The 25,639-nt window shown below is 48.5% G+C and carries 26 protein-coding genes; 12 read left to right on the top strand and 14 right to left on the bottom strand.

The genetic code is table 11. The features are described 5' to 3' along the window. The first annotated feature begins 383 nt into the window (after positions 1-383). Positions 384-1,814, top strand: a complete 1,431-nt coding sequence (nhaD, locus tag BZG81_RS08335; protein ID WP_021024507.1) for a sodium:proton antiporter NhaD — start codon at positions 384-386, stop codon at positions 1,812-1,814. Positions 1,815-1,973: 159 nt separating this feature from the next. Here the strand turns inward: nhaD and BZG81_RS08330 are convergent, their stop codons facing one another. From BZG81_RS08330 to BZG81_RS08315, 4 genes are read right to left on the bottom strand one after another with little or no spacing between them, the layout of a single operon-like run. Further along, complete coding sequence (locus BZG81_RS08330) at positions 1,974-2,414, bottom strand: universal stress protein (protein ID WP_077461402.1); 441 nt, start codon at positions 2,412-2,414, stop codon at positions 1,974-1,976. 20 nt (positions 2,415-2,434) lie between these two features. After that, on the bottom strand, positions 2,435-3,718 hold the full coding sequence (locus BZG81_RS08325; RefSeq protein WP_077661147.1) for a TRAP transporter large permease: 1,284 nt from the start codon (positions 3,716-3,718) through the stop codon (positions 2,435-2,437). Positions 3,719-3,734: 16 nt separating this feature from the next. Further along, positions 3,735-4,310: a TRAP transporter small permease gene (locus BZG81_RS08320; RefSeq protein WP_021024504.1), complete on the bottom strand. Its 576-nt coding sequence runs from the start codon at positions 4,308-4,310 to the stop codon at positions 3,735-3,737. Positions 4,311-4,366: 56 nt separating this feature from the next. Beyond that, positions 4,367-5,392, bottom strand: a complete 1,026-nt coding sequence (locus BZG81_RS08315) for a TRAP transporter substrate-binding protein (protein WP_198532339.1) — start codon at positions 5,390-5,392, stop codon at positions 4,367-4,369. Between the two features lie 588 nt (positions 5,393-5,980). Between BZG81_RS08315 and ppiC the strand changes: the two genes are divergently transcribed. The 4 genes from ppiC to BZG81_RS08290 all read left to right on the top strand — a co-directional run bounded on the left by ppiC (position 5,981) and on the right by BZG81_RS08290 (position 11,546). Continuing rightward, on the top strand, positions 5,981-6,265 hold the full coding sequence (gene ppiC, locus BZG81_RS08305) for a peptidylprolyl isomerase PpiC (protein ID WP_077661145.1): 285 nt from the start codon (positions 5,981-5,983) through the stop codon (positions 6,263-6,265). 114 nt (positions 6,266-6,379) lie between these two features. Beyond that, a complete protein-coding gene (locus BZG81_RS08300) occupies positions 6,380-7,624 on the top strand; it encodes a GGDEF domain-containing protein (protein ID WP_158011836.1) in 1,245 nt (414 codons plus the stop codon). A 155-nt stretch (positions 7,625-7,779) separates the two neighbouring features. Further along, positions 7,780-9,129, top strand: coding sequence for an alpha-amylase family protein (locus BZG81_RS08295; RefSeq protein WP_077677179.1), 1,350 nt, complete (start codon positions 7,780-7,782; stop codon positions 9,127-9,129). 254 nt (positions 9,130-9,383) lie between these two features. Continuing rightward, positions 9,384-11,546, top strand: coding sequence for a S9 family peptidase (locus BZG81_RS08290; RefSeq protein ID WP_077677154.1), 2,163 nt, complete (start codon positions 9,384-9,386; stop codon positions 11,544-11,546). A gap of 69 nt (positions 11,547-11,615) precedes the next feature. Here BZG81_RS08290 and BZG81_RS08285 read toward each other — a convergent pair whose 3' ends face one another. The 3 genes from BZG81_RS08285 to BZG81_RS08275 are packed head-to-tail and all read right to left on the bottom strand — an operon-like array spanning position 11,616 to position 15,141. Then, the gene (locus BZG81_RS08285) at positions 11,616-13,055 is read right to left on the bottom strand and encodes an MFS transporter (protein WP_021024239.1); all 1,440 of its coding nucleotides are present in this window, start codon (positions 13,053-13,055) and stop codon (positions 11,616-11,618) included. A 1-nt stretch (position 13,056) separates the two neighbouring features. Next, positions 13,057-14,325, bottom strand: coding sequence for a cytochrome P450, cyclodipeptide synthase-associated (locus tag BZG81_RS08280; RefSeq protein WP_077677153.1), 1,269 nt, complete (start codon positions 14,323-14,325; stop codon positions 13,057-13,059). 21 nt (positions 14,326-14,346) lie between these two features. Continuing rightward, complete coding sequence (locus BZG81_RS08275) at positions 14,347-15,141, bottom strand: tRNA-dependent cyclodipeptide synthase (RefSeq protein ID WP_198533639.1); 795 nt, start codon at positions 15,139-15,141, stop codon at positions 14,347-14,349. A gap of 130 nt (positions 15,142-15,271) precedes the next feature. Between BZG81_RS08275 and BZG81_RS08270 the strand changes: the two genes are divergently transcribed. Next, positions 15,272-16,138 carry an AraC family transcriptional regulator gene (locus BZG81_RS08270; protein WP_021024240.1) on the top strand — a complete coding sequence of 289 codons (867 nt, stop codon included), beginning with the start codon at positions 15,272-15,274 and terminating at the stop codon, positions 16,136-16,138. Between the two features lie 52 nt (positions 16,139-16,190). Here the strand turns inward: BZG81_RS08270 and BZG81_RS08265 are convergent, their stop codons facing one another. Next, positions 16,191-16,958 carry a siderophore-interacting protein gene (locus tag BZG81_RS08265; protein WP_077677152.1) on the bottom strand — a complete coding sequence of 256 codons (768 nt, stop codon included), beginning with the start codon at positions 16,956-16,958 and terminating at the stop codon, positions 16,191-16,193. Between the two features lie 166 nt (positions 16,959-17,124). On the opposite strand from BZG81_RS08265, the gene BZG81_RS08260 reads away from it, so the two are divergent. The 3 genes from BZG81_RS08260 to BZG81_RS08250 all read left to right on the top strand — a co-directional run bounded on the left by BZG81_RS08260 (position 17,125) and on the right by BZG81_RS08250 (position 19,075). Then, entirely contained in the window at positions 17,125-17,508 is a 384-nt protein-coding gene (locus BZG81_RS08260) for a cytochrome b562 (RefSeq protein WP_021024242.1), read from the top strand. Between the two features lie 38 nt (positions 17,509-17,546). Beyond that, the gene (locus tag BZG81_RS08255; protein WP_077677178.1) at positions 17,547-18,278 is read left to right on the top strand and encodes a lipoate--protein ligase family protein; all 732 of its coding nucleotides are present in this window, start codon (positions 17,547-17,549) and stop codon (positions 18,276-18,278) included. 65 nt (positions 18,279-18,343) lie between these two features. Continuing rightward, positions 18,344-19,075: a glutamine amidotransferase-related protein gene (locus tag BZG81_RS08250; RefSeq protein WP_077677151.1), complete on the top strand. Its 732-nt coding sequence runs from the start codon at positions 18,344-18,346 to the stop codon at positions 19,073-19,075. A 92-nt stretch (positions 19,076-19,167) separates the two neighbouring features. Here the strand turns inward: BZG81_RS08250 and pcp are convergent, their stop codons facing one another. The 4 genes from pcp to BZG81_RS08230 all read right to left on the bottom strand — a co-directional run bounded on the left by pcp (position 19,168) and on the right by BZG81_RS08230 (position 22,304). Next, positions 19,168-19,812, bottom strand: a complete 645-nt coding sequence (gene pcp, locus BZG81_RS08245) for a pyroglutamyl-peptidase I (protein ID WP_077677150.1) — start codon at positions 19,810-19,812, stop codon at positions 19,168-19,170. A 74-nt stretch (positions 19,813-19,886) separates the two neighbouring features. Continuing rightward, a complete protein-coding gene (gene msrB / locus BZG81_RS08240; protein WP_077677149.1) occupies positions 19,887-21,026 on the bottom strand; it encodes a peptide-methionine (R)-S-oxide reductase MsrB in 1,140 nt (379 codons plus the stop codon). A gap of 132 nt (positions 21,027-21,158) precedes the next feature. Beyond that, complete coding sequence (locus BZG81_RS08235; RefSeq protein ID WP_077661153.1) at positions 21,159-21,869, bottom strand: LrgB family protein; 711 nt, start codon at positions 21,867-21,869, stop codon at positions 21,159-21,161. A 6-nt stretch (positions 21,870-21,875) separates the two neighbouring features. Next, positions 21,876-22,304 carry a CidA/LrgA family protein gene (locus tag BZG81_RS08230; protein ID WP_077461392.1) on the bottom strand — a complete coding sequence of 143 codons (429 nt, stop codon included), beginning with the start codon at positions 22,302-22,304 and terminating at the stop codon, positions 21,876-21,878. 415 nt (positions 22,305-22,719) lie between these two features. Here BZG81_RS08230 and BZG81_RS08225 point away from each other — a divergent pair, with 415 nt between their 5' ends. The 3 genes from BZG81_RS08225 (at position 22,720) to BZG81_RS08215 (ending at position 24,358) form a co-directional block, all read left to right on the top strand. After that, positions 22,720-22,983 carry a helix-turn-helix domain-containing protein gene (locus BZG81_RS08225; RefSeq protein ID WP_051503382.1) on the top strand — a complete coding sequence of 88 codons (264 nt, stop codon included), beginning with the start codon at positions 22,720-22,722 and terminating at the stop codon, positions 22,981-22,983. 14 nt (positions 22,984-22,997) lie between these two features. Continuing rightward, a complete protein-coding gene (locus BZG81_RS08220) occupies positions 22,998-23,360 on the top strand; it encodes a HipA domain-containing protein (RefSeq protein WP_274533592.1) in 363 nt (120 codons plus the stop codon). Between the two features lie 98 nt (positions 23,361-23,458). Beyond that, a complete protein-coding gene (locus BZG81_RS08215; protein ID WP_077677147.1) occupies positions 23,459-24,358 on the top strand; it encodes a LysR family transcriptional regulator in 900 nt (299 codons plus the stop codon). A 139-nt stretch (positions 24,359-24,497) separates the two neighbouring features. Here BZG81_RS08215 and BZG81_RS08210 read toward each other — a convergent pair whose 3' ends face one another. Together BZG81_RS08210 and BZG81_RS08205 are read right to left on the bottom strand one after the other, a co-directional pair. Then, positions 24,498-24,788 carry a type II toxin-antitoxin system RelE/ParE family toxin gene (locus tag BZG81_RS08210; RefSeq protein WP_077461390.1) on the bottom strand — a complete coding sequence of 97 codons (291 nt, stop codon included), beginning with the start codon at positions 24,786-24,788 and terminating at the stop codon, positions 24,498-24,500. Then, positions 24,785-25,066 (bottom strand): type II toxin-antitoxin system Phd/YefM family antitoxin, encoded by a 282-nt coding sequence (locus BZG81_RS08205; protein ID WP_021024253.1) that lies wholly within the window; start codon positions 25,064-25,066, stop codon positions 24,785-24,787. The genes BZG81_RS08210 and BZG81_RS08205 overlap by 4 nt, the downstream gene beginning before the upstream one ends. Positions 25,067-25,639: the final 573 nt, after the last annotated feature.

Raw genomic sequence — 25,639 nt, 5'->3', positions numbered from 1 at the left:
CTCCCTTCTTGTTACTCACACATCCTTGCGCAACCGCGACGATGCAGTTGCGATGTTATCTATTTGTTATTGTTAGTCGAACAGCGTGCGATGGCACATTTCGTACACTTTTCTTAAACCTAGTCGATTTTTGCCAGAGATAACAGCGAACATCGACTAGTAAATTGATATTATTAATCTTGACAGTAGAGAATGTCACTTCTTTTTTGTGATTTCATCATGGTTATCAATAGACGTTATCGCCATATTTGTTAATATTATGTTCGTTTTTGTTCTGTGGTGACCTAAGACGACAAAATAAACAATTATCGTTCGGAGTGAATGCCACAGAGCGCGCTGTTTGTTATATCAAAAATAAGGAAATAAAATTTGGAGGCTCAAGGATGAAGCGTTTGGTTGCGGCGTTGGCGGTAGTGTCGCCAACGGCTTTTGCCGCTACAACAGGCGAGGGACTGGATCTCACCCAGTCATGGGTAGGGTATGTGTCTTTGGCAATCTTTGCGGTTGCTTACAGCCTAGTCATGTTGGAAGAAAAGCTCCACTTAAGAAAATCAAAGCCTGTATTGTTAGCCGCGGGGCTGATTTGGTTACTGATCGGGTTTGCATACTCACAATGGGGAAATATGGCACCGGCGCATGCCGCGCTTGAGCACAACTTGCTGGAGTACGCAGAGTTGTTGCTTTTCTTGCTGGTGGCAATGACCTATATCTCGGCGATGGAAGAGAGGCGCCTGTTTGATGGATTAAAGGCATGGATATTAAGTAAAGGCTATGACCTTAGAACCTTGTTTTGGATTACTGGGGTACTTTCTTTCTTCATCTCGCCGATTGCTGATAACCTCACAACCGCACTGCTGATGTGTACCATTGTGTTGAAAATTGGGGGCGACAATCCACGTTTTGTAAACCTCGCGTGTATCAATATTGTGGTTGCAGCGAACGCCGGCGGAGCGTTTAGTCCCTTTGGTGATATCACCACCTTAATGGTTTGGCAGGCGGGCAAGGTTACTTTCACCGAATTTGGTGCTTTGTTTATTCCATCTGTTGTGAACTACGTGATCCCAGCTTTTATCATGTCACGCTTTATTCCACGCACTCAGCCGGACGTGATGCAAGAGTATGTCGAGTTAAAGCGTGGCGCTCGACGAATTATGGTGCTGTTTTTGCTCACGATTGCAACGGCAGTTGCCTTCCACGGCTTGATTCATTTCCCGCCGGTCATGGGCATGATGATGGGCCTCGCGTATTTGCAGTTCTTTGGTTTTTACCTGCGCCGAACGTTACCACGTTCTCTGGCGCGGAAACGGGCGATTGCTGAAGCCAAAAATGATGAAGCCGCGCTGAGTCGTCTCGGTTCAGTGGTCCCGTTTGATGTCTTTCGCCGTATTTCCCATGCAGAGTGGGACACGCTGCTGTTCTTTTATGGTGTCGTGATGTGCGTGGGTGGCTTGAGTTTGATTGGTTATCTGTCGCTGGTGTCGAATGTGATGTATTTAGAATGGGATCCGATCTGGGCCAATACACTTGTCGGTGTGCTATCGGCGGTGGTAGACAACATTCCTGTTATGTTTGCGGTATTAACCATGAGCCCTGAGATGTCACACGGTAACTGGCTGTTAGTTACGTTAACAGCGGGTGTGGGGGGTAGCTTGTTGTCTCTTGGCTCTGCGGCCGGTGTCGCGCTGATGGGGCAAGCGCACGGTAAATATACCTTCTTTGGACACTTAAAATGGGCGCCGGTGATCATGTTGGGCTATATCGCAGCGATTGGTGTGCATTTAGTGCTCAATAGCCACTATTTCCATATTCAATAAGCCCGCGTTCTGTTCTAGAAAAACCTCGTTGTAAGCAAAAAACGCCGGTCTTAAACGACCGGCGTTTTTATCGTCGATAGAATGGGTGATTGAATGGCCGATACTACGCCGTCAATACAGGGACGCCGTTAATACAGGTACCAGGCCATCAACACAGGGTTAAACCACCATCGTGGGGCAATGTGCCCGCCCTGCCACACGGTGAGACACACTGCCAAGAAACATCCCGTCTTTATCGGAGTGCGTGCCATGTGCGCCCATGACAATCAAATCCACTTCTTTGCTTTTCGCAAACTTGATAATGGTTTTGGAAGGACGCCCGCCTTTGACAAACCCGCGCACACCTTCGCCGCCATTTTCAAGTGCGTGTTGCTTGGCTTGCTCGACAATGTTGCGGGCGTATTCGCTTAAGGTTTGATCTGGAATTTGTAATCGATCGGGGCGAACCATCGACAATGACGCCTCGAACAAGCTGTGATGTTTAAACACACACAATAAGTAGAGTTCAGCATGGGTGAGTTGCTGCAGCTCAATCGCTTTATCTAACGCATTTAATGCAGAATATGAGCCATCGACGGCTACCAGTATTCTTTTAAACATCAATTACTCCTGTTGTTTAGTTACCCAAACGCGATATCACGTAGGAATAACGCAATCTGCGGGAACATCACCAACAGCGCGGCTGATAGAAGCAGCATCGCGATAAAAGGCCCCGTTCCGCGGATAACTTCCCAATAGGGTTTTTTGAAAATGGCAATGGCCGTGAAAATGTCACAACCAAATGGCGGAGTGGCTGAGCCAATCGCTACTTGCAAGGTGATCACAATCCCAACATGGACAGGATCAAGACTAGTCGCTTCTATCGCAGGTGCAAATATGGGCGTTAATACCAAGATCACCACAATCGGATCAACGAACATACAAGCAACGAAAAAGGCGATAGAGATAGATGCCAAGACACCCATCGGCCCCATTTGGTTGATCCCCACGGCCTCGAGAATGGTTTGCGGAATTTGCGCGAATGAAATAATCCAAGAAAATCCATTACCGACGCCAACAAGAATAAAGACCACCGCGGTGATTAAGCCCGTTGAACGTGCAATGATGAACACGTCTTTACGGCTCAATGATCGGAATACGCCAAACTCAAGAATCATGGCATAAAGCACACACACGGCCGCTGCTTCGGTTGGACTAAAGACGCCGCCATAAATACCCCCAACAATGATGAGTGGGAACATCAGTGGCCATAATGCTTTGCGCGTCGCCGTGAGACGTTCGCTCCAACTGGCTTTGGGTTCCGTTGGTACTTTATTGACAGTGGCGTAATACAAACAGTAAAGCGAGAAGAAGGTGAGGATCATTAGGCCTGGACCTATCCCGGCGATAAAGAGTTCAGCAATCGATGTTTCCGAGATCACGCCATAAATAATCATGCCTATACTGGGTGGGATCAAAAAGGCGATATCACTGGCATTGATGATTAAGGCAAGCGAAAACGAATCACTGTAGCCTGCTCGAAGCAATTTAGGGCGTAGGGCTGAGCCTACTGCGACAACAGTGGCTTGGGTAGAACCTGATACCGCACCAAATAAGGTACAAGAGGTCGCGGTGCTGATCGCTAAGCCACCACGAATATGGCCGATAAAGGTCATGACCATATCAATTAAGCGATTCGCTGATTGCCCCCGAGTCATAATATCAGCAGCAAGAATAAACATGGGCACAGCAATTAACGAGGCGGGCCGAATGCCGCCTAACACTTGCTGAATAAAGGTGTCCATTTGACCGACACCGCCAAACATCATGTAAAAACCGGTTAAGGCGGCAGCCGTAAGTGGGATCATCATCGGAAAGCCGAGCACGAGCAAGACAATCATGATGAGCATTAAAGTCATGGCCATAGTGGTTGGTGCCTATTTAAACTTCACTTTCAGTCTCAGCGTAACCGTCAAGCACGCCAGCGGAGAGATAAACATCGGGTGATGTGAGATTTTTATAAACAGTGAGTCCGTATTGAATACCGGTGATAGCAAACCCAAGCGGCACCCAAATATAGATCCACCAAATTTCAAAGCCGAGGGCAGGTAAAATACGGCCACGATCATAGACAGAGGCAATGTATTGATAAGAAAAATAGGCCAATACCAGCATGATCAGGCCGGTCACGAGCGCGATCGTAGTCATTAGAATTTTTCTGCCTGTGAATGGCAAGGTGTCATAAAGGGCAGACATCCGTATATGGCGGCCATGACGAGCGGCATAACCAATTCCTGCAAAGGTGATCAATATAATTAAAATGCGATTAATTTCGCCTGAAAAAAATAACCCTTGTCCAAAGCCAAAGCGTGCAATGACGTTGACACAGGTATTTAGGGCCATTAAGAGCACACCGGCAGCCAACATAAAGGATTCGATTTTACAAATCAGGGTATCCAGTTTGCCAAGGAGGCCAGGTAGCTCGGAGTGGTACTTGAGAGAGTCGGAATCGGTCATTGCGTATTCCTCAAATAAACAGGCACCGCGTGGGGCGGTGCCTGTACGACTGACAACTAGTTAGTAACGGCTTCCAAGTCTTTCTTAAACTGGTTAAGAAGTGCTTTACCGCTTTCACCGGTCATTTCATAGAAGGTTTCTTCCACTTGTGGTGCACGTGCTTTAAATTTCTCGATCTGTGCATCGGTCAAGCGTGTCACGGTCACCTCGTCACTTGCCGACTGAATTTTATCGAGCGATTTCTCTGCAAGACCACGGATGTGTTGAACCGTTTCGTTGAACGCATAATCAGCGGCATCACGGATCATTGCTTGATCATCAGAAGACAAACCATCAAAGAACTCTTTGTTCGCCATTGATGCAGTGGTGAACCAACCATGGTGTGTAAAGATTAAGTTAGGTGATACTTCGTACAAACCGCCTGATTCAATCCAGAAAATCGGGTTTTCTTGGCCTTGAATCATGTTGGTTTGTAGCGCGCCGTATACCTCACCCCACGGTAATGGCGTTGGCGTTGCACCAAACGCTTCGTAGGTAGATGACAGCAGTGGATTAGTCATCACACGAATTTTCTTCCCTTCCAGGTCTGCAGGTTCGGTGACAGGCTCGTCTGCCGTCATCACCATTTCACCTTCTGGATACATCTTGAGCAGTTCTAGACCTTGCTCTTCGTACAGCTCAGGGAAGTTTTCATTGACCGCTTTACTCTGGCGGAAGAACTCTACCACAGTGTCCATTTCCGTTGGCATCAGATAAGGGATAAAGAAGATTTGTGCTTCAGGAATTAACGAACCAGTAAAGCCGGGTGATTGGTTAACAAATTGCAAGATGCCCGCTTGGGTTTGCTCCATGATATCGTCAGACTCGCCGAGCTCGCCAAAGCGATAAATTTGCAATGAATGTTCTGAGTTATCTTCAATGTACTCCTTAAATTTGTGTGCATAGACGTCCTGCACGTCACCTTCGTACTCCTCGTGGGCATAACGCCAAGTGTCGGCATTGGCCATGGCTGAGAAGCCTAATGCGGCGGCAACGCATGAAATTGCAGTCAATTGCTTAAGGTGGCTATAAATGGACATCATGTCCCTCCGATATGTGGATTAGCTTTCAATCGTGGTGAACGAGAGTGTGATTAAGATCCTTTTCTCAGTGAGTGAGGTGGCAGTTCTCGCCTCTCTCTCCTATACCCGTAAAAGCATCTGCCAATGTTTTTACACAAATAACAGACAATACAAACAGCTTAACCATCAGAGGTGTAATTATTAAAGTCAGATGAATATCAACGTGTCAGCAGTGTGATACAGATCTCTTTTTTATGCTTTTTATGACGATAAACGCTGCTTTCTCTAATGTGTTTTTTCCACCAAAATGCGATCAAATCAGCGTTTTAAGGGGTGTTAGTGCGATAGCGATAGATAGCAATCAAAAGCAGTCGGGAATGACGAAACTGGATAGAGCTGGCATTAAAAAGGCCGGAGGAGTGAGATTTTTTCTATTTTATGTTTCCACCTCTAATGAATATGTGCTGATTTTTGTGCTAATCCTCATCTTTGCCGATATCATTGCCTGGGTTCCCTCCGTGTAAGTCGGCTCTGGTCGCCTTACAATTTTTGTTATCCAGCGGAAGAAATCCGGTATACTGAGCGGCTTTAATTTTACGAGACGTCCTGATGACCAAAAAAGCAGCAGCCCTTCATATATTGGTGAAAGACAAATCGCAAGCAACCTCTTTGCTAGACCAGCTTAGAAAAGGTGCAAACTTCCAAACGCTTGCGAAAAAGCACTCGCAATGTCCCTCGGGTAAGCGAGGCGGTGATCTAGGCGAATTTCGTCGCGGTGACATGGCACCACCTTTCGATAAAGCAGTATTCAGTGGCGAATTACTGCGTCCTCTTGGGCCGATAAAAACCAAATTCGGCTGGCACATCATTAAAGTGTTGTACCGTAGTGAATGATCAAAGCAAGATATAGTGGATTCTATTTGGTAAATGCTAGCGTTAACGATGCTAGTATGTGAGCCCGTGTGTCATTTTTCTTTAATTTCACACAATAGGATGGAGTGGCTGCCTGTGCTGTCGCCCGGGTTGGGTGTTGGTGCGGATACCAAGAACGGTGAAAATGCAACCGGTTGTATAGCAATTATGATTGAACTTGACGCACCAACATTACTGGTTACTTCAACATTGGTTCAATGGCTTTTCGCTACTTTATTGCTAATGGAACGGCGCCAGGAGCCTGGTATTGATGGGTGGGCTTTGTCTTTAGTCCTTCATGGCGTTGCTAATATGGTGCTTTACGCTCGCCCAATGGTGCCGCCCTTCTTTGGTATTATGTTTTATAATGCCTGCGTTATGACAGCGTTCTCCATTAGTCATTGGGCGATAGGGCGGATCTTTTCTCGGTGTGTTCCTTGGTGGCAGCTTGTCTTACCCATCCTAGTTTCCGTTGTTTTAATGGCTTGGCACCTGGACGATATTGGTCAGCGTGTAGTTTTCTTTAGTTTGATTGTGGGTATTCAGCTTCTATTTATCACTGGAACCATTACCAAAAGTGAGAAAGATGGAGGACTTAGGCTCAAACGTTGGTTGGCCATAATCGTGTGTGGTTTTGGTATCGCTTTTTTATCTCGCTCTATATTTTCTTATTTCTACCCTCTTCTATTTACGCAGTTTCTAGGCACATCTTTACTACAAGCTGGCTTTATCATGGTGGGTATCGCTTACTTTGTAGTAAGTACGCTCGCTATTTTTTTATTCAAGTTGGAAAGACTTAATGAGAAGTTGCAGAGAGAAGCAACAAGGGACAGTCTAACTGGATTGCTTAATCGTAGAGCGTTTACGCAGAGGGCAAAAGCAGCATTGGCGAGCGATGACTATCCTATCAGCGTTCTTATGATCGATATTGATGATTTTAAGAAAATAAACGACTCATTCGGCCATTCTTTAGGTGACAAAGTGCTGGTTCATTGTGCTTGCATTTTTGAGCAGGTTATTGGTGATCAAGGTATCGTGGGTAGGCTTGGTGGTGAAGAGTTTGCGGTTATGCTGCCTCATTGTGGAACGGCAAAAGCGCAACTCTTGTGTCGTCAAATTTTAAGCAGGATAAGTAACAGTTACACGGAACACGACATGACTCTCTCCACGAGTATTGGAGTGACGGTCACAAAACAAGCACTGTGTATCGATCGCTTACTGACTCAAGCCGATGATGCGCTTTATCGCGCAAAGCATGAGGGAAAAAATACCTTTATGGTCTTTGAGCCCATGACGCGCACCCTACCAATCCCACAAGACGATTTACCAGCATCACACTGATAAAGCTTTTTTAACCACTACGCCTTGCTTATCATCCTTACACAACGAGCCAAAGGAGGAGGGCGGCGCGTGTATAGCGTTTATAATTTTGGCTATTGAATTAGCCATCAACAACGGGATCACAGTCGATGCCTAAACGCGATGAGAAGACAGATATGAACGGCTTACAAGACACCCAATCAATGGGAGCCAATGTTATCTTGCATGCTTTTGATTGGAAGTACGCGGATATTGCACACCGCGCGGCGGAGATCAGCGCGCTAGGATATGGCTCGGTGCTGGTGTCCCCTCCGATGAAAAGCGAGCAAGATGAACGCTGGTGGCTAAGGTACCAGCCGCAAGATTATCGTGTAATTGAAAATGCGCTCGGAAACACCACGGACTTTAAAGCGATGGTTGCAGCGTTAAACCGTGTTGGTGTGTTTACGTACGTCGATGTGGTTTTCAATCATATGGCCAATGAGGCGCATGCCCGCACTGACTTGAATTATCCAAGCCAAACTGTGATGGCAACCTATCAAACCCATGAAGAACGCTATCGTGAACTGACATTATTTGGCGACTTATCTCAGCCACTGTTTACTGAGCAGGACTTCGTCGATGCGTTTGGCATACAAGATTGGAAAGACACTTGGCAAGTACAAAACGGGCGCATTAGTGGCGGACCTAGCGATCCGGGGTTGCCGACACTGCGGGTGTGTGATCATGTGATAGCGCAGCAACGTGCCTACCTTAAGGCGTTAAAAGTAATTGGCGTGAAAGGTTTTCGGATTGATGCGGCCAAGCACATGACCTTAGAGCACCTCAAACGCGTGTGGACCGATGATATTACCCATGATGCGCATATTTTTGGCGAAATCATCACAGATGGTGGCGCAAGCAAAGAAGAGTATGAACTCTTTCTGGCTCCCTATTTACAAGAAACATGTTTAGGTGCCTACGACTTTCCGCTGTTCTCAACGCTTTATCAGGCGTTTTCCAACCAAGGCAGCCTCAAATCCTTGATTGATCCTTACTGCTTTGGCCAAGCGTTATCACGAGGGCGTGCAATTACTTTTGCCATTACCCATGACATTCCCAACAATGATGTTTTCTTGGATTTGGTGATGGACGAAGCGAGCGAGTGGCTGGCTTACGCATATATCTTGGGGCGCGATGGTGGCGTGCCACTGATTTATACCGATCTTGATACCAGTGGTATCAAAGGGGGAGACGGCCAACCACGCTGGCAAAATGCGTGGAAAGATCCAAAGATGGTGCAAATGATCGCCTTCCATAATTTGACCCATGGTGAGCCCATGCGTGTCTTGGAAGCGACCGATGATCGGTTGGTGATAAAGCGGGGAGACGCAGGAATATTGGTGTTAAATAAATCACTCAATCCTCAATCACTCTCAGTGACGCTGGAAAATGATTGGACTGATCTGCTGACGGGCGTCACGGTCTCGAGCGAGCAGGGCATTGATGTCGCCGCCCAATCGGCAATGATGCTTGTGCCGGCGTAATGCTGTTGCGAGCGGCCATTCTTTACGTCTACGAAGTGTGTCGATGATTTAACCCCACACGGCTAAAACACGGTAATTTGCCGTTTAAAGCTAAAAACAATGATGTTTGTACCCCGGACGCATTAGAATGAGAGTCATTTTACGAACGATAAAAAGAACATTGTTTATTGAAACTTGCTTGATGTCCTCAGGTCAGTAAAGTAATGCTTGTTTGTTAAATTGCTGTTATGGCTAAATAAACCTGAAGGAAAAGTATGTCCCGACACATTTTACTCACCGGAGCACTGGCGGTGTCTTTGCTCTCAGGGTGCAGTTTTCAAGGAGAGTCACACGTGAAAGCTTCCAGCCCAGGCGAACTGAATGCGCCTGTCGCGAAAAAAATCCCTCATGAAATGACCATTCACGGCGACACGCGCGTGGATAACTACTATTGGATGCGTGATGATGCACGCCAAGATCCTGATGTGATCGCCCATCTTAATCAAGAAAACGCCTACGCCGATCAGGTGCTCGCACACACTGAGCCAATGCAGGCCAAGCTATTCGATGAAATCAAAGGGCGTATCGTCAAAGACGATGCCTCGGTTCCCGTCAAAAAAGGCAGTTATTTCTATTCCAGTGAAGTGGAAGGCGACGATGAATATCGCACCTATGTGCGTGCGAAAGACTTTGCGGGCACCGACAAAACGGTGATTTTGGATGTCAACGCGCTCGCGAAAGGGCATGAGTTTTACAGCATTGGCCAACTGAGCGTCAGTCCAAACGAAAACCTATTAGCGTATGGGGAAGATACCCTCAGCCGCCGCGTTTATAGCATTCAAGTCAAAGACCTCACCACCGGTGAGTACCTCGATGATAAGGTCGAAGGCGCGTCGAGCAGTATTGTGTGGCAGAACGACAACCAAGCCTTTTACTACATCAAAAAAGATCCGCAAACCTTGCTGGGGTATCAGGTGTATCGCCACCGTTTGGGCACCCCGCAATCCGCTGATGATTTAATTTACGAAGAAACCGATACCAGCTACTACACCGGCTTGAGCAAAAGCAAAGACGGTGAGCAAATCTTTATTTGGCACGCCAGCACCGAAACCAGCGGCGTATCGCTCGTGGATGCCAATGATCCGAATGCTACTGCCCAAGCGTTTTATCCGCGAGAAACCGGCATCGAATATGAAGTGGCGAAGCGTGGCGAGTGGTATTACATCTATACCAACTACCAAGCGGTCAACTTCCGCTTGATGAAGGTACACCAAAGCGAGCGTGACGATCGCAGCCAATGGCAAGATGTGATCGCGCCAAATGATAAGGTGCAGTTGGTTGATTTCACCCTGTTCGACAACCATCTAGTGTACGAGCAGCGTGAAAATGGCTTGCCGCGTACCACGGTGCAAAACCTGATTAACGGTGATGAATATCCGTTGCAGTTTGATGATTCGGCTTATGCGGCTTATCTGACTGGCAACGCAGAAATGGATAATACCGCTGTGCGTGTGTACTACACCAGCTTGACCACACCGGGCACCTACTACGAGTTTGATTTGGCGTCGGGCGAGCGTGAAATGCTCAAACAAAACCAAGTGCTGGGTGAGTTTAATCCGGACAACTACCAGTCAGAGCGGGTGATGATCACCGCGCGTGATGGTGCGCAGGTGCCTGTGTCTTTGGTGTATCGCACAGACCGCTTCAAAAAAGACGGCACTAATCCGCTTTATCAATACGGCTATGGTTCATACGGCGCCACCATGGAGCCCACGTTCTCCACCACGCGTTTAAGCTTGTTGGATCGCGGCTTTGTGTTTGCGATTGCGCATATTCGCGGTTCTGAAATGCTAGGACGCCCTTGGTATGACGACGGTAAAAAGCTGACCAAAAAGAACACTTTTAACGACTTTATTGATGTGACCCAAGCGCTCACCGCGCAAGGCTATGGCGATAAAGACAAGGTGTTTGCCGTCGGCGGCTCAGCAGGTGGCTTGCTAATGGGGGCAATCATCAACCAAGCGCCAGAGTTGTATTTAGGGGTGGCCGCGCATGTGCCGTTTGTGGATATTGTCACCACCATGTTGGATGAGTCAATTCCACTGACCACCAACGAGTATGACGAGTGGGGCAACCCCAACGACAAAACCTACTACGAGTACATGCTTAGCTATTCACCGTACGACAATGTCACCGCGCAAGACTACCCCAACTTGTTGGTCACCACAGGCTTGCATGACTCACAAGTGCAGTACTTTGAGCCGATGAAATGGGTCGCGAAACTGCGTGAGCTGAAAACCGACAACCATACGCTGGTGTTTAAAACCGACATGGAAGCCGGCCACGGCGGCGCATCGGGGCGCTTTAAGCGGATTAAAGAAGATGCATTGGAATATGCCTTCTTCTTCGACTTGCTCGATAAGCAGGATGAACAATAGCTGGCCATAGAGTGTATTGACTTATGGTTGAGGTATGAGCCTCAACCATAATGATTGGCGTGTGGCAGTTTATGATGCAGCTTTGGTTTTTAGTTCCTCTTTCATGAGCCGTACTGCTGGTATTGCACATAATAACGTGACCAGGGTTAAGCCCATCAGTACTGGCTGAAATGAACCCGAGTGTGCGCCCTGCACATACAGTATCGCGACTATCGCCGGTCCGACAGAGGCACCCAGCAAGGTTAGGAGCCGTGATAACGCACTGGCATCCGGAGTTTGTGTTGGCTCCAAGTCATGATAAGCATGCGACATCCCCAATAAGGTCAACAACCCAATGCCTGCACCACGTAGAACCATGGTCAACGCGATGAGGGGATCGCTTCCCTGAATGCCCGGCCATAGAAACGGCACGGTTCCCATAACAGCAAGGCTGCAGCCCAGCAACGCGGTATTCCCGACACCAAGTCGCTCACACAGGTTTTTTAGGTAGGGACGGGAAACCAACGCCCCAAGGCCATGCGCGCCGACCCACACACTGGCCAGCCATTCACTGTGTCCAAATCCCTGAATAAACATCAGGGGCAGCGCAAACAGCCCACCGTAAAAACTGATACTCGAGAGAAATAGCAAACCCATTGAGGCACTAAAGGATCCCACGCTAAAAACTTTTAACCGGATGAGCGGCTGCTGGCTTCGTTTTCGTGTATGCCGCACAAACAGGAGCAACAAACCGGCACCGATAAAAGATGCTCCTCCAGTTTCAAGCCAATGCCCCCCTCCCTGGTGGCCGAGATCAGACAAAGACGACAGGCTGTACATCAACAAGACCAGTGCCGGCGCGAGTAACATAAATCCAAGTCCGTCGAACCGGTTGTTCGCCTGTGAGGACGCGTCGCTAGGCTGGCGGACTTGCTGAAAGTCATCATTGGTAATCATCACCCAACCCAGCACAATGCCCACCAATCCAATTGGCAGGTTGATATAGAAAATCATTCTCCAGTCGCCAATATGAAGGAGGTACCCCGCCAGAAGCGGCCCGGCGATCGGGGCCAGAACTGTCGGTACCGCCATCGTCGCCATCGCTGTTTTCAGCAATGGTTTACCCACGGTTTGGACCAAAACGGTCTGCATCACGGTCATTAGGATCCCGGCCCCGACTCCCTGTACAGCGCGGCTCACCAGCAGCCAGTTGATTGTTGGCGAGACTGAACACAATCCAGAGCCTACAGAGAAAACCACCAGTCCGGTGATCCAGAATGTTTTCGCCCCCCACTGCCGGGTTGCCCAAGCACATACCGTCACCGTCACGGCAGCAACCAGGGTATACAGCACAGAAACCCACTGTATTTGGGTGACGGACGCTGAGAGGCTGGTGGACAGGTCCGGCAGGGCCACCCCCAGAATCGTGGCATCTATCAGTGGTAAACAAACCCCGAAGATCAAGCTGACGATGACCCAACGCTGCGCTTTGCTGAACATAGTGTTTTCACTATTGTTTGCGTTTTTCATGTTAAGCCTCCATTGCTAACAGTCGTTGTGCTGTATCGCGTTGATGATTCACTTGTGGCCAAGGCTTGAAAGATAACGCCAGTCTCTCCGGACCGCGGGTATAGAGCCCTGTTTCCTGATAGGTTTCAGGGTGTTCCATTCGCATGTCCCGGAGAGAATCGAAAATAATATTCGCTGTGGCTTCCAGCTGGAGTAAGGAGAAGGCCGCACCGAGACACATATGCATCCCACCACCAAACGCGAGGTGCCTTTTCTTCTTGCCAGCATCGCCTTGCACCGCATTCTTACGGCGCTCCAGACGAAATTTCTCCGGCTGCGGGAAAACATTCGGATCCCGATTTGCAGCACCAATCATGCAATAGATATAAGCCCCTTTCGGTATCGGGTTCCCTGAGATACAGACATCTTCACTCACCTCCCGTGGAATCAACTGCACCGGCGACGTCAGCCGCAACGTTTCCTCTAGCGCATCACGGATCAAACGGCGATCGTTCACGACCTCATCCAAAGCGCCGGGCTCGGACAACAGATGCTTGATCATCATTGCCAGGGTTTTGTCCGCCGGCTCGGTCGCTGCTAACAGGATATTCAGACACAACGCTGTGATTTCAGAAGTCGACATATTTAATGCAGGCTCGGCATTACCGCATAGCATAGAAATGAAATCATTCTGTGGCCGTTGACGACGACTTTCCACCAAGGGGGTGATCAATGAAATCAATTGCTTGCTACAATCCAGACTATGTGCTTTCTGTTGCTCAGTTTGATCAAAGTGGGTAATAAATTCGGCAACCCCTTTGTGCCAGTCGGCAATATCCCGATAGTTCTCCGTCGGCAGTCCCAAAATACCCAGCGTCACCAAGACGGCATAATCCCGGCCGAAGTCATTCACCAAGTCGATTTTTCCACGGGATAGAAAGGGGACAAGTAAGTCATGGGTGATCTGTTGAATCGTGGGTTCGTACTGATTGACAAAATAATCCTTTGCCAGACCGCGCATGACCAGTTTGCGCTTAGCTGCGTGTTCTTCACCTTCCATCTGCGCGAGGACACGATCACCCATCACCGGCTCCGCCCTGACCATCAACGGTTTGGTGGTAAATACCGGAGATTTCAGAATCGCGTCAACATCATCGTATTTCCCCACAAAGTAACTCTGGTTGGCTTCATCCACATAGATTAAATCCTGTTGATGCAGCGCTTCATAAAAGGGATATGGATTGGTGAAAAAATTTGAATCATAAATACTTAACGAGGCTAGCTTTGACATTGTGAGGGATCCTTCTTGGTCTTATACACGCTGTTCTGATGCTGAAGTGAGAGTGACGACGCCGTAGCTTTGATTTTTCGTCACCTGAATCGGGTAGTGGCCGTGATATAGCCCTTTGCCGATGGGCCACGGGCGATGGTAAAGTAGTGTCGACAGATTCACGCCGAGTAAGGAGGGGGAATCCAGGTAAAATGGCAGCTCCGCGAAAATATATGGAAGCGCTTTTTGTATCAATTCAGGATCAACATCTTCTTGGCATTGACCGGTTCCTTTAAGTCGTCCTTTTACAGCCTGGTAGGACATATTCAGACAATCTTTCCGGAACCGTGAACATGACTCAAACGCATCCTCAACGGCTGATCTGACTTCCTGATAACGAGGGTGATCCGCATAGTGGTTAAACTGAATCACGCGAACATCTCTCCCCTCAAAATCCGGGCTCGAAAGTACTGCCGCCAGATGGTTTTTATGGCGTCGCAGCTCCCGATCCGTTTTCTTGAACGCTTTCTTTTCTTCCATGCCCGTAGCTCTCAGCAGACGAGACGCCTCCTCAACACAAGGCAGCAACACATCGATATGATCAAAATGCGTTGCTGCCCAGGTTACCAAAGCGGTGACATAGTTTTTTGAGAAACGGGAATTAAACGGGCTGATCCCCACCAGTGCATGATCACGCTGGTCAATAATGAGATCGCAGCGTGACGTTTCACCGGCAATATCAAAGGACACTTCCGACACCTCCTCACCCGGAAATGAACGCACAGGTGGCAATGGGCTCATCTTATTCTCTGAAGTTGAAATAGATAACTGACTCATGTCTCACTCATATAATTGTTTATAATAGAAAAGTGTGTTTTGCTTTCATGGTCGGAGCTCGATGACTCGCCATCAACATTGTCGAGTTAACTATTTATACTAGGAATGGAGCTGAGTGAATTTCGTATATATGGCAAAAAGTATCGAGAATCAGTCAATCCACCACGATCCGTCCATGGAGCCCATGACGCATCTGGATTTGAACGAACAAACGCCGATCCGGGCTATCGCCAAACAGGTCGTTGAGCGGGCGGAAGTCGCGCTCCATCACCATCCCTGGGGACAGATGGTGTTCTCTGATACCGGCGTCGTGCAGGTCAAAACCCCGCAGGTTGCGTACTTGGTGCCGCCGCAACATGCAGTCTGGATCCCTCCTGGTGTTGCCCATGACTCTTCATTACTTGAAAAGGCAGAAATATTCTCTGTCTATATGTTCCAAACTAATTGTTACTTTCACGGCGAAACATGGCGTAAAGAGTGGGGAGTCTGTCGCTGTTTTCAGGTCAGTACTTTGCTCAGTGAATTAGTCAAGCGTATTGCAACTCAGACGACCGAAAAGATCGGCGAGCAGACATACAGTGCAATGTGCACTCTCATAAGCTCAGAAGTGAGGCAAGCTCAAAAAGTCGCTCTTGGCCTACCGATGCCAGAAGATAAACGGTTGCGACATTTATGCGACTTATTTCTTCAGTCACCGTTACAAACGACAACACTGTCTGCCCTCGCGGGTCAAGTAGGCGCAAGTGAGAGCACGGTTGCGAGGCTATTTAGACAGGAATTACAAATGACGTTTAGGCAGTGGAAACATCAAGCTCTTTTGTCGAAGGCTATCGATATGGCGGCGATGAGAGTGCCAACGGGTATCATAGCCCAAGAGCTGGGCTATGCGACTCATAGTGCGTTCTCTTATATGGTAACGTCTTTGGTTGGTAAGCCACCTAAAGCATTTTTATATCAAGATAAAAATGACGATAGTACGCCTAAAATGAATAAGTAGCGTGTTTTACCATTCTTTTTACAAGACCTTAGTTAAAGGTGAGGGTCTCGATTTAACATTGCCTCTCCGCATCTTCGCGCTTGATCACTTTGTGGCCTTCTTCAGTCACGCCATTTTTCCAATAGCTGCTGATGTAGATAAATTCGCGCTCAACATCACGATCGTTGCGGAAGTACTGGCGCAGTGCGCGCATGCTTTCAAATTCACAGGCACACCATACCGACACTTGCCCGGCTAACCAAGGCTGTGCTTTTACCGTCTCAGCCAACGTCGGGGTAGTTAGCCAAATGATCTCCATGCCTGCGGGGACGTCGAGTGGTTGGGCATCCTCTGCGGTATCGAGCTGGATCACCGCATAGCCTTTGGCATCGCGAGGCAAGGTTTTGATCTTGGCTGATAGTGCCGGCAACGCGGTCATATCGGCCGCCATAAAGAACCAATCCGCATCGCGATTAATCGGCGCAATCGTTCCAGGGCCGGCAATGTTAATAGTATCACTCACTTGGGCATTCAGCGCCCAGCGCGCGGCAAAGCCACAGTCGGCTTGCTCGATTTGGTGGCGAACCATATCCACTTCAATTTGCTGCTGGCCAGGCATAAAGCGGCGAATGGTGTAGGTGCGCATCACGGGGCGCTCGCCTTCAGCTACTCCGCTCAGATCCGTGCTGCCCGCTTTATCAAACAGTAACTTGATATAGCCGCCTTCACAGTCAGCGGGGAACGCCGCGAAAGCGTCGCTTTGTAAGGTCAAACGTTGCATATTGGGTGTGACGGTTTGGGTATCAATAACGTGCGTGAGGTGATAGTTCGGCTGTTTCATATTTTCTGACTTAAAATCATTATCATTTACAATTAATCATACCATCTGGATGCGAGATGTGTAAGTGCTTTACATTGTTTTACGCTTCTTAGCTAGGCAATACCGTGAGAAGTGAGTAATATAATGGCGTATTATTATTACTAAAAAACAATCACATGGAGCAAAAATGAAGAAAGTCATACTTATGGGCGCGGTGGCGGTGTTGCTATCGCTGAATGTCTCAGCCTCTGAGCTCAAGCCGATCATGAAAGAAATGAAAATGACCTTCAAAGAGGCGGCGAGCGCACAAAGCATCGAAGCGATGCAAGCACCGGTCGCCAAACTGGAAACCCTGATCGCGCAAGCCAAAGCGGGCAGCTATCCACCGGAAAAAGCAGAGACCTTCATGGAAGGGTTCGATAAACTGGCGGTGACGGTAGAGGGAATTGATGCCGCGCTGAGCGAAGGCGACCTCGATAAGGCACAACAGGGCATGCGCCAAATCGATGCCTTGCGTGAAGAGTATCACGACAAACGCAACCCAAGCATTTGGCAGCGTTTGTTCGGTTAACAGCCGAATAATAGGAATATAACGACAGCAGGTGCATGATGGCGACTCAAAAAACGATTTTGCGTTATCCCTCGCTGTCGGTGGCGTCTGCGTTCGATAAAGAGCAGGCGCTGATCCGTCGGATAGAGCAGGGCGAGCTCAACGAGGCATTACTGCTTTGGCAGCCAGACGCCCAAACCTTGGTACTGCCAGCGGGCCAAAAATGGCTACAAACGCCTGAATTACGCCGCGCATTATCGTCGTTAGGGTGGCACGTGCAAAGCCGACGGACTGGCGGCGCGCCGGTGCCGCAACTGCCCGGCGTAATTAACGTGTCTTATCTGACGGTGTGGCCGGCTAACACCCCTTATCATATCCAGACGGCTTACCAGTATTTTTGCACCATTTTACAGTCTTTTTTCCATCAGTTAGGCATTGCGACCACGGTGGGTGATACGCCCGGATCGTATTGTGATGGTGACTACAACCTCAATATTGATGGCAAAAAAGTGGTGGGAACCGCCCAGCGTATCCTGCGTTTAAGCGCGGGGGCAGGCAAACAAACCGTGATGCTGGCACAGGCTTGCCTGCTGATTGATGCCGATTGCCAACATATTGTTGCCCCTGTATCGCTGTGTAATCGGCTTTGTGGTCACTCCGATCGCATTGAGGCCGAGGTGCATACCCCTTTAGCTGCGCACCTAGATGAATTGCCGACAATCGAACAGTTGTTTCAGTTGTTGACTCAAGCGTTTATGGCGCGACCACCGCTTGTCGTGGGCAAGGCTTGAGGCCGCGGCTCAATATAGTATGCTTAGCCGCAATCGTGCGTAAAACAAACCCCAAGGAGAGAGGAATGCGCGTCCATCTTGTTATTCACGAGGCGTTTGAAGGCCCAGGAGCCATTTTAGATTGGTGTGACGAGCGTGCCTATCATGTGAACACCAGTCATTTGTATCGGGGCGAGCCGTTGCCGGAAACCGGTGAAGGCATTGATCTGCTGGTGGTACTCGGCGGGCCGCAAAGTCCAGATACGCCACAGTCTGAATGCCCACATTTTGATAGCCCGCGCGAGCAAGCACTTATAAACCAGTGCATTGAACAAGGCAGTGCGGTATTAGGGATTTGCCTCGGCGCGCAACTGATTGGTGAGGCATTGGGCGCTTCGTATCAGAAAAGTCCTGAGCCTGAGATTGGTTATTTCCCCATCCAGTTAACTGAAGATGGCCATATTGATGAGCATATGCCGCATTTTGCCCCACAAGAAATTGTGGGCCATTGGCACCATGATATGCCGGGGCTGACACCCAATAGTCGTGTACTGGCTAGCAGCGAAGGCTGTCCGCGCCAGATCGTGAAGTACGGACCACGGGTATATGGCTTTCAATGCCACCTTGAATTGACACCTCTGGCGGTTGAAGGCTTATTGCACGCCGCCTATCCAGAGGGCGAGGTCGCTAACAAGCGCTTTATTCAAGACCCTGCCTCCATTCGCGCCTTTGATACGGCACCGATGAATGCGCATTTGTTTGCCTTTCTCGATAGCGTGCTGACCGACAACGATCTCGTCACTGAGTGGCTGTTTTAAGCGATTAGGTTAGGAGCACGGTAACCGTAACTGTGCTCCGCTGCTAGGCGTCATTGTTTGAGCTTCATCGTCTGAGCGCCATCTAACGCGTGTTAGTGCAACATGCCTTCACACACGGTAGTGGCATCATCATCCAATAAACTCAACTCAATAGCTACCTTCATCGCTGCTACCACATCACCCACCGGCATGCTCGGGGCGCGGTGTTTGCACGCTTGTGCTGGGCTGTAGGGAATATGAATAAAGCCGGCGCGTACCTCGGTGTGATGAGCCAGCGCATGCATCAAGCCATAAAACACGTGGTTACACACAAAGGTGCCCGCGGTGTAAGAAATACTGGCAGGATGATGGGCTTCGTTTAATGCGTTCGCTAAACGGTTGAGGGGTAAGGTAGAAAAATAGGCGTTGGGCCCAGATGGCACCACCGACGTGCCATGCGGCTGCTTACCGGCGTTGTCCGGGATGGGCGCGTTCTGATAATTGATCGCTACCTTCTCTAAGCTTATCTCGGCGCGGCCACCGGCTTGGCCAAGGGCGATCACCATCACCGGACTGAGTGATTCTAGCGCGCTGTGTAACGTCGGTAAGCTATCGTCAAAGGTGCAGGGCAGGCGCACGGCTTTAACGATGCACTCCTCATTGGGCTGCCAGCCTTCTAATGCTTGTGCCACTTGCCAAGATGGGTTTTCACTCTCGCCGCCGAACGGTTCAAATCCGGTTATCAATATCGTGTGCATCCAATGCCTCGCGTAAAAAAGCGGTAGAGCTGTACTCTACCGCAGGTTTACCAGCCAATCACGCAAAGGAAGATTTATTCAAACAGATAGAGATAATCCTCATAACCGGCATCGGCCATTTTATCGACGGACACAAAGCGCATTGCGGCTGAGTTCATGCAATAACGCAAGCCGGTGGGTGCGGGACCATCCTCAAACACATGGCCAAGGTGCGAATCCGCCACCTTACTACGCACCTCGGTGCGACTGAAAAACAGCGAGTTGTCCGGTTTGGTAACCACATACTGCTTGTCGATGGGCTGCGTAAAGCTTGGCCAGCCGGTACCGGATTTGTATTTATGGGTGGAGGAGAACAGCGGCTCGCCCGAAACGATATCCACATAAATACCAGCTTGCTTGTTGTCCCAATACGGGTTTTGGAACGCGGGTTCAGTGCCGTCTTCTTGTGTGACCTCGTATTCCATGTCTGACAACATCGTGCGTATTGTTTCATCCGAGGGGCGCGAGTAGCGGATATTCGTTGATGTCTTATCCTCCGCTTTTTGCGCATCGATCATTTCTCGCAAGGTGACCGGGTTGTCTTTGCGATCGTCACCAAAAATCTCGTCCAGATACTGATCACGACCCGATGCGTAGCGATAATAGCTGTAACGCACGCTGTGGTTTTTATAATAATCCTGATGATAACTTTCTGCTGGCCAGAATTTCTCGAACGGGATCAACTCGGTTTTGAGCGGCTTTTTGAACACGCCTAACGCCTCAATCTCCGCCATAAATTCGGCGGCAATTTGCTTTTGCGTTTCAGAGTGATAAAAGATCGCGGGGCGATACTGCGGGCCACGGTCAACGAATGAGCCTTGATCATCGGTGGGGTCAATATGACGGAAAAACTGGTCTAACACCTGTTCATAGCTGACCACGTTTGGATCATAGGTGACATCAATTACCTCGATATGCCCGCTGGTGCCGGACGAGACTTCTTTATAGGTTGGGTTTTCAAGCTCACCGCCTGAGTAGCCAGACACCACATCAATCACGCCGTCGAGCTTTTCAAGATCAGATTCTGTACACCAAAAGCAGCCGCCAGCAAGGGTCGCCTTTTGATAGCCTTGGGCTGTGGTGGCGGTATCTTTCACCGCCGCATAACTTGCTATCGATAGCAAACTGAATACTGTGAACGCGATGACTCGCCAAATTGACTTACGCTGTTTCATTATTGCCTCGTTATCAGAGTTTGTCCGTGTAAGACCTGCTTACTGCGCAGAAACTTTCATCAACTCACTCATTTTTATTTATAGCAATAGATAGCGTACAAAGTCATACAAGGATCAATAAAGCGGTTAGGATCACCAAAGCAACTGGCCTAACACAGGTGCAAGTAACACAGTGACCATGCCGGCAATCATCATCACCACGCTAGATACTACTCCTTCTTCGTGACCAATTTGATACGCTTTAGCGGTACCGGCACCGTGGGCCGATGCACCCAAACTGGCGCCGCGTCCCAAGCGTGATCGAATCGCAATCACGGTCAAAATACTTTCACCGATTGCCATCCCAATTACGCCAGTGAGAACCACAAACAGCGCGGTGAGATCGCTTTGCCCGCCAATCGCTTTGGTGGCTTCCACGGCAAAAGGGGTAGTAATTGAGCGCATCGCCAAACTGCGTTGCAGCAGTTCAGACAGCTCAAACACCCGCGCTAACACTACAGTACTGGTAATCGCGACCAGCACCGACACAGTGACACCGATTGACAGGGATAACCAATGGCGGCGGATGAGCGCGCGGTTATCATACACAGGGATCGCAAACGCCACAGTCGCTGGGCCCAGCAGCCAAAGCAGCCAGTAAGATTGCGCCATGTAGTCTTGATACGGGATCTTAAACCCAACCACCACCGCGACAATCAGCAAGGGCGCGAGCAGCAATGGCATCACCAGAATGGAGGGGTGGCGGCGATACAGCCATTTGCTCATGTAATAAAAGCCAAGGGTCATTAAAAAGCAGGTAATGCTCAATAGCGAGGCATGAAGCCAAGTCGGTAAGGCAGACATCATGGCTTAGCACTCCGGTTTTAGATCAGGGTGGTGCGCGTGGTGGTTACTGCGGCGGCGCGCCATTTTAACCTCAAAACGATACACTTTATCGACCACCCAAGCGGTTGACGCAATCACCATCGCGGTACTTAAAATCAGTACAACCATGATCTTACCGCCTTCTTGCAGCAATAAATCTTGGTAATTGACCACCGCCACCACCGCCGGCACAAAAAACAGCAACATCTCGGCTAACAGCCACGCTGCCCCGCGGCGCAACCAATCGGCACGGACAATTTTCAACATTAATGCGCCTAACAACAGCAACATACCGGTGAGGTTGGCCGGCAGCGGAATAGCAAAGGTGGTGACCAACCAATCAGACAAGAACCAAATGCCAGCAAGGACAAAGACTTGTAGTAGGGTAAGTAAGGCGTTTTTAATCAATTGCATCGAAGGCGTGCCAAGAATCTGTGAGATGGCTCATAGTTTACGTCTTGGCAGAGAGTGAATAAAGTGACTTTTTTTTATTTAAACTATGCCAAAATGGCATGAATTATTGAGCGATAAAGCTGCGTTAGTGACTACCCAGTCCCGTCAATAATCAGTTTGTCGTTATACATCCCCAGCACTAAAAGTGAAACTATATTTCCATATAATGTCTTAAAAATAATTTATAGTTTCATTTTTTGGACAGTCCGTCATGTTGGCTTTGACAAAATCGAGTCTTAGCGGGTTGTCTTTGATCTCACTATGATATGAAACTATAATTTCATAAATTGAATGTCTATCGAGTGTTAGTTTCATTATGATGAAGTATGATAAGGAAGCGCCGCCCAAGCGTGGTGCCACTGTGTTCCCGCGGCAGATGAAAATATTGCATCAATTAGGTGAAAACATCTTATTGGCGATGAAGCGTCGAGGGATCAGTCAAGATAGAATGCATCAGCGCACAGGGATCTCGAAACCAACACTACGCAAAATCACAAAAGGCGATCCGACAGTGTCGCTAGGCCATTATGTCAATGTGCTCGCCGTACTGGGTTTGTTAGACGATCTAGGTAAAGTCGCGCTCGATGATGAACTTGGTAGGAAGCTGCAAGATATCGAGTTGTTAAAAACGAGACGATAGGGCATCAATCGGATTTGGCACAGCTTTGGAGGCGTATGCTGTTTAATATCATGGTTGCCAATAGTGACGATCACCTACGTAATCATGGCTTTATTTTTGACACGACAGGTTGGCGACTGTCACCCGCCTACGACATCAATTCAACACAACATGCCCACGGTCTGCACTTAAATATTGACGACAAAGATAACGCTTTAGATATTGACCTAGCGTTTGAGGTGGCAGAGTACTTTCAACTTGATGTGAAAACAGCTGACAAAATTTATCGTCAAGTCGCCCAGGCCGTGTCGAAATGGGAGAGCTTGGCAAAAGAAGCGGGTATCAAACGCGGTGAGCGAGACTTAATGAGAGACTGCTTCATGCTACCGGAAGTATAACCAAGTGACGCATTGTAATAAGTGCTAGTTCCTCTGCTTTTTTCGCCATCAACTATGCCAAAATGGCATGGTTAATGATTAGCTTTTAAGGGCCGTTTATGGATATTCGTGCGTTGCGCTATTTTATTGCTTTGGTGGAAAAGCAGAGCTTTACTGCCGCATCGGCGTCATTGCATGTGACGCAACCGACAATCAGTAAAATGGTGCGTAACCTTGAGCAAGATGTGGGTCAGCCATTGTTGCACCGAGAGGGAAGGCGGTTTTGGTTAACCGATGCTGGAGAGGTGGTGTATCAGCGCGCGCAGAGCATTATTGCTGAGTTCGAGCAGCTAAATACCGAGCTCGACGATCTTAACCAATTGGCGCGCGGCCAGCTTAGATTGGGAATGCCACCGATGATAGGGCCGCTCTATGCCAATGTGCTGCGTGAATACCGCCAACGCTACCCAAATGTCGCGCTTAGTATTGTCGAATACGGTGGGCGGCGCACCGAACAAGCGCTAATCAATGGCGAGATTGATGTGGCAATCACTATGCTCACCGACACCCAGCCTGAGTGCTTGCAAAGCTTACCTTTACAAACTCACCCCATCTATGCAGTGCTGCCTAACCAAGCCGCGTGGCGTGCGCAAAAAAGCCTGACGTGGCAGGCAGTCAAAGACGAGCCGTTTTATCTGTATAGCGCTGAATTTACCTTAAGCGATCGGATTATTGCCCGCTGTGAAGAGCATGGTTATCAGCCCACCATTGCCGCGCGTAGCAGTCAGTGGGATTTTTTAGCCGCCTTGGTGAAAAGTGGTTCTGGGGTGGCGTTCTTACCCGCGCCCTTGTGCCAGCGCCTCAGCGCCAGCTTGGAAGACAGTGAGTTATTGCTGGTGAAACCAATAAGCCCGGCGATTGAATGGCAACTCGGGTTAGTCTGGCACGGCGAGCGTTATGTCTCACGCACCGCCGAGGCTTGGATGCAGTTGTGTCAGTCGACAGAGGTGCATCGATAGACTCAGTTCTTTGATCTACAACGCCTCTTTGTACGCAATATGGTGGGGATCTTAAATTCGATGCATAGAGACAGCGTGATATGGGACGAAAAACTCGCCAAAATTTAGTGATTGACGACATACTCGTTATAACACAGTTTTACACGTCATCTTCCGACAACATTTGACGACAATTACGAACTGTTAGTACGCGGATCTCATGGCTTAAGCTATAGATAATACGATAGTGACCAAAAATTATTTCACGATAGTTATTAGTATTGGGCATTTCAGGAACAAAGCGCCCCATTTCAGGCATACTTCCAAGTAGTTCAGTTTTGTCAAAAACTTCGTTTACCCACTTTTCCGCCGCAGGTGGATTATCTAAAGAAATAAATTCCGCTGCATCGCCTAATTTCTGAAGCGCTAATGGAGACCAAACTACTTTCATTTCTTAATGCGCCCCAGTACTTGAGCACGAGCATCATCATTTGAAACACCAAGGCCTGAAGCTAATTGAGCTTCAGCTGTACGCATTTCTTCCAGTAACTCGATCTTCTCTTGCATTGCTTCATACTCTGCAACATCGAGAACAACAGCTACACCTTTGCCATGCTGTGTGATGACCAATGGACGGCGAGTCTCATTGATTTGTTTGATGTAAGAAGCTACACCTGCACGAAATTCAGATAACGGCTGAATATCTTGATCGAAATGAATACGACTCATATTGAACTCCAAAAATGGTACAAAATAACGTACAAATTATAGTTCAGTTAACCGTTTTGAGCAAGGAGTTGGAGTTGTTCCTGTGTTATAACATCGTATATTGCGCATACGCGATTTCCAAAACCGTTATACGCACTATTATTCATCTAAACAACTGAAATATATAGGTTTATCGCTTATCATGAATATCTCTTTGCGCGATAGTGGGCACGTCGTCGATCTCTGTTCCAGCATTAACACTATCCCCATGCACAACTTTATAACTATATGACTAATAAGCTCTTTTAATCATCCATTCTGCGAAAGTGTGCATCTTTCACAGATAAACGCGCACGCTTTTGCGTGTAYCTGGCCGATAAACAGGGTAACCATCCCGTGTTTGCCATGCGACCGCCAGTCAGTTGTCGGCATCTAACACGCCATTGAGTTGGCAGATTTGGGATTAGTCTATCAAGGGCTGTTTTGGTTTTCGTGCGCTATTGTCCAAAGTGTTAGATAAGCCATGTTTATTAACTCTTTCCCACGCGGGAGCGTGGAAACGAGAAAAAACCTCTGTCTTGTTATATGTAATTA

Origin of the sequence: Salinivibrio sp. MA607, assembly GCF_001996245.1 — a bacterium.
Taxonomy (GTDB): domain Bacteria; phylum Pseudomonadota; class Gammaproteobacteria; order Enterobacterales; family Vibrionaceae; genus Salinivibrio; species Salinivibrio costicola.
This window is presented reverse-complemented; position numbering and strand designations above follow the sequence as displayed.